This window comes from Desulfosarcina sp. (assembly GCF_033791525.1).
In the GTDB taxonomy this organism is placed as follows: domain Bacteria; phylum Desulfobacterota; class Desulfobacteria; order Desulfobacterales; family Desulfosarcinaceae; genus Desulfosarcina.
Window position 1 is genome coordinate 1 of record NZ_JASJGN010000396.1, and the last position, 4,675, is coordinate 4,675.

Genomic DNA, 4,675 nt, shown 5'->3' on the forward strand with positions numbered 1-4,675 from the left:
TCAATAGAACTGAATCCGTTTCGATTCCGATCACTTCCGGAGAGGATCGGAAAACCACTGAACTGCGCTGCTTCTGTGATGCTATCTCGGGCAAGGCTTTGCGCCCTGGGTTTTGCCCCTTCAACTTTATTGACACCCAGAACGTCATCGGGCGTCAATAAATTGACACCCAGACCGCCATCGGGCGTTAATAAATTGACACCCGTCGAAGCCTTCCTGACCTAACGCATATAAAACGCACTGAATTTAAACGGAAAAATAAAAATTTTAAAAGCGGCACGGTAAATGCAGTGTAATAGCGCAACGGTAAAACGTTCCTCACTCCTCCCTCTTGACAAGGCCCTGTTTAGGGCCTTGTCAATTTTTACCCTTTCATTTTATGGTAGGATCGATAACCTTCCACGTCTGCTGGCTTAACCATGGCCTGCGGTCAGGCATGATCGTGAATCAAACCGAAGAGGGGAAATGAAATGCAAGCTGTTCATGTTCAGGATGCGCCCGATGCGATTGGCCCGTATTGCCATGCCATGAAGGCAGGCAATCTGGTCTTTTGTTCAGGCCAGACACCGCTGGACCCGAAGACCATGAAGCTGGTCGGCTCCACCATTGAAGAACAGACCCATCGCGTATTGGACAACCTTTCAATTGTTCTGGCCGGTGTGGGGTTGAGTTTGAAAGACATTGTTAAAACGACGGTGTACCTTTATGACATGAATGATTTCCAAGGCCTGAACACGGTCTATGCAGAGCGGTTTCGGGGGCACAAGCCCAGCCGGACAACCATCTCGGTCAAGAAAAACCCGTTGGATGCGCTGGTGGAAATCGAATGCATCGCCGAATTGCCATCACGTTCAGGCCGGGGCACCTCGTGATTTGGGTCCTCGACCTTTAAAAATTGAAAATGAGACGGGTTTTGATTATTTTTGCCAGGATATCGAAAAAGTAGTTTTTTCCCGGGAGTTGATGCAACGTTTGGGCAGATGCAAAGGAGATCGGTGATGGCATGGTTCAACCTGTTTTCTGGGCCTACAGCTGAACGGCTCGAACAAAAAGGGGATGCGCTTGGCACGGCCGGGTTTTGGGGTGCGGCCAAACTGGAATATGAACGTGCTCATCGGAAACGGACTGCCGCCGCCGGTCAAGATCGGGACAGTCTGAGTCGGCTTGAGGAGAAGATCGCTGGCACCAAGGAGGCATTGGCCCGCGAGCATCACCACAATGGGGCACACCTGGCGGCAATCGGCGATTATAAAGAAGCTTTGGAATTGGTGGAACTGGCCCTGGCGCTGACCGACGATGATGCCTTAAAAAAAACCCTCTCGCAGCAACGTCGGGAGATCGAGGCGGTTCGTGCCGCTGAGCGCCGCCAGATGCTTTCAAAGCCGGAAGATGAATGGGAACCGGAAGAAGAAAGTCTGGGCGTTCAGTCGCCGGATGAAGCGTTCAGAGCCTTGTGCGGCACGCTGCCCGATCCGGTGCGGCGGGCCTACCTGGGGTATGGCGCCGATTTTAAAACCGGCTATCTCGCCCTGAACAACGGGGAGTTCGAGACCGCCGCAGACTATCTTGCCCGTGCCCTGGAAACCCGGAATGCGGCGGGCAGCTATATTCCCTTGGAACTGGCCACGGCATGCCTCCAACTCAACCGGCCCGAGCAGGCCCGGCAGCTCTTGGAGACGCTGCTGCAAAATCACCCGGACACATTGCCGGCCTATCAGATCTTATGTGAAATATACTGGGAACAAGGGGCATTCGACCGGGCTGACGCGCTGTTGTCGTCGATCCCCGACGAGTTGGCGGCGTCTCTGCCAGTATTCGTCCTCAAAGGTGAAACCCTATTTCAGGCCGGCCACTTCGACGTCGCCAAAACTTTCTTTCGCGATTTCCTGGCGACCTATGGCTGGGATGAATCCATCGCAGCCGCGCTGGCCAGAACCCACGAGGCCCTGAACGAAATGGATCATGCGCGCCGGATGTACCAGGAGATCATGGGGCACTGCAACAGCTGTCATCACCGCGTCGATCCACTGGTCAAGGAAAAGTTTGCCGATCTCTCTTTTGCCGCCGGCAAGCACGACACTGCTATTTTGGAACTCTATCTCGCCCTGGCCCAGGAACGGCCTGAAAATGCCTCCGTGTATTATGCCAAGGTCGGCCGGATATACCTATCCATAGGCAACGAGACCGAGGCCAGGCGATTCCAGGCCTTGGCCGAGCAAATGGATTCTAAGGCGGGAAGCCAAAGCAACCACTTCGAGAGTTGACTCCGGGAGAAATCAAATAGTGGAGATGACGGATCCAGAGTTCCAATACCCCCCTCCCCCACTATTTTGCAGAACGATGAGGCACGATGACTTCCAGACGGACAAGCCTCTGGCCCGGACGCTATCCGTGAATTTTCTCCAACATCTCAATGAACACCAACCCCTTGACAAGAATAGGAAATTTTGCGAACGTGGATTCATCCCACCTACAAATGGAGATTCACACATGGCACTGACGAAGCATGACATCGTAGAACTGGTCTACAATGAACTCGGATTTTCCAAGATCCAATCCGTAGCAACCGTTGAAGCACTTCTTGAATTGATTAAAGCCTCACTGGAATCCGGTGAGGATATCCTGGTCAGTGGGTTCGGGAAATTTTGCGTGAAGAAAAAAAATGAGCGGAAAGGCCGGAATCCGGCCACCGGTGAGGATGCCATTCTTCCGTCAAGGCGGGTGGTGACGTTCAAGTGCTCTGGTAAGTTGAGGAAGACGGTAAACGGGAAGTAACGAATAGGATTGTTATTCCCTATCCACTGCAAAATGGTATCATGATCACCGACATGAGAACAACCTGAGGGTCCTTCGGGTGCCCAGCGTTTCATAGAAAAAGCCAGCGCGGATATTCTGCGCTGGCTTTTTGTAAGACATGGCAGTTTTCAGTATACTATTTGTAGATGCCGGCCCCGACAAAATAAGGGGTGCCTTCAACGCGATAGATATAGGTGCTCTTGGCCGACGGGTTTTCCTCTCCCGGCTTTGGCCACATATAGTCCACCCAGCCAGAGCCTTTGTTGCCGGCGACTTGAATGAAATCCACGAACAGGGGTTTACCGTCGGTATCTTTCACCTCGACCAGTGTGTCCCGCTCGGTCAGTTCCGGCTTGATGGGGTGCGCGATCATTTTGCCGTCCAGGTCCATCAAGAACACATAGGTGTCTTTCCAGACAAACGGCCCTTCTTTATCTCCAATGGTCTGACTGGCCATCTCCACGCCTTTTTCCTGAACCAGCTTTCCCGCTGCTTGGGTTTTGGCGATCACCTCTTCTTTCGTGGCGCTTTCAGCCCATACCAGAGCGGCAAAGCAGGTTATTAGCATAACGACGATGGCCGTGGTTTGGATTGATCTTTTCATTGGTGCTCCTCTCTCTTGATCGGTTGTTGAGTTGCAGATCTAAACAGTAACCAAACATGACACAGAATGGTGTTTGCCGGCATCACCTCCTTGTCCCTTAGGGGTTGTTTTTCGGGTGCGGTTTAACAGCTTGTCGAGAATAGACAATTCCAACAAGGCATCGCCTTCTCGGGGCACATCTGATTCCCAGGCCAAAGGGATCTTTTTGGTCTGTGGTTGCAGCGTGTCGGAGAAGAGAAAGGCAGAAGGAGGCAATCAGCGCATCGATGAAATTCGCTGGGTGACGCTCAATTCAGATGGAGGTCCATGTAATGAAGACACGCGATCGTTGAAATAGTTGCTTGTCGTGAAGGAACAATCGGTTAAGAAGGGATGGAACCCCTCCATTTGGAAACCGAAACCATATGATATAGCAATCAGCATGCCTGATTTATAAATATTTGGAATATATAAGTTTTTAAATTTTATAGATAAGGCTTCAGGCAAAGCAGTTACGAAAATTGCACACGCGATGGAATTTTTTTGCGTGGTGAAGACGTCGCGCCTGCAGGTGCTTTGGCCGAGATTGCATTCATTTGCCGTGAAGCGAAGATGGGTTAAATATGATTGTGTTTGAGGTTGATTCGCTTTTTTCTGATTTCGGAAGATTCGTAATAGTGGGTTTTTTTGTCGATCCACCAGCCGTTGGCCCTGTTTTCCCCGTCGAGATATCCCAGGTTATAGCCATGCTGGGTACCTAACAGAAAACCGGCGACCAGGAGAATGAGGGTAACGGTCGCTACGATTAGCCTGCCTTTTGTAATGAACGATCTCATGATGGTACCCATCCTTTGGTGCTGATTTTCATACTTCATCTTCGGCGCTCTGGCCGGAAACTTGACCCGTTTTTTCCGACGTGCGGTGTTCAGGTCGGGCAGCTCCCTCAACAATCACCCCCTTGTTTTGTTCTATCCAGGCGATGGGGCAATATATTTGACCTTCTTGCTTAAAACGCCTATGATGCCGGCTGGTTGTTTCCTTTAGCCTTTCTCCATTCCTTTTTGGGTGCAAGGTACCGGCGCATCCGAACGCATCCACAGTGTTCCGGGAAAAGCCGCATACTAGAACATTTGCTTCAAAGCCAACCGGTAGCCTACCGGCCCAATGGCACAAGAAAGAGACCGCCATCCATGAATAAACCATCGTCAACGGACGATAGCCTCACTGCCGGCCGGCTGGGCACGTTTGCCGGTGTGTTTACCCCTAGTGTTCTGACCATATTAGGGATCATTCTCT

General features: G+C 51.4%; 5 protein-coding genes. 3 read left to right on the forward strand and 2 right to left on the reverse strand.

Going from position 1 to position 4,675, the window contains the following annotated elements; all coding sequences use genetic code 11:
- Positions 1-470 precede the first annotated feature (470 nt).
- The 3 genes from QNK41_RS19560 (at position 471) to QNK41_RS19570 (ending at position 2,775) form a co-directional block, all read left to right on the forward strand.
- Positions 471-872 carry a RidA family protein gene (locus tag QNK41_RS19560; protein WP_319260455.1) on the forward strand — a complete coding sequence of 134 codons (402 nt, stop codon included), beginning with the start codon at positions 471-473 and terminating at the stop codon, positions 870-872.
- Positions 873-998: 126 nt separating this feature from the next.
- On the forward strand, positions 999-2,264 hold the full coding sequence (locus QNK41_RS19565) for a tetratricopeptide repeat protein (protein ID WP_319260457.1): 1,266 nt from the start codon (positions 999-1,001) through the stop codon (positions 2,262-2,264).
- Positions 2,265-2,490: 226 nt separating this feature from the next.
- On the forward strand, positions 2,491-2,775 hold the full coding sequence (locus QNK41_RS19570) for an integration host factor subunit alpha (protein ID WP_319260460.1): 285 nt from the start codon (positions 2,491-2,493) through the stop codon (positions 2,773-2,775).
- A gap of 157 nt (positions 2,776-2,932) precedes the next feature.
- Here the strand turns inward: QNK41_RS19570 and QNK41_RS19575 are convergent, their stop codons facing one another.
- Positions 2,933-3,400: a cache domain-containing protein gene (locus QNK41_RS19575; protein ID WP_319260463.1), complete on the reverse strand. Its 468-nt coding sequence runs from the start codon at positions 3,398-3,400 to the stop codon at positions 2,933-2,935.
- A 596-nt stretch (positions 3,401-3,996) separates the two neighbouring features.
- Positions 3,997-4,215, reverse strand: coding sequence for a hypothetical protein (locus QNK41_RS19580; protein ID WP_319260466.1), 219 nt, complete (start codon positions 4,213-4,215; stop codon positions 3,997-3,999).
- Between the last annotated feature and the right edge of the window lie 460 nt (positions 4,216-4,675).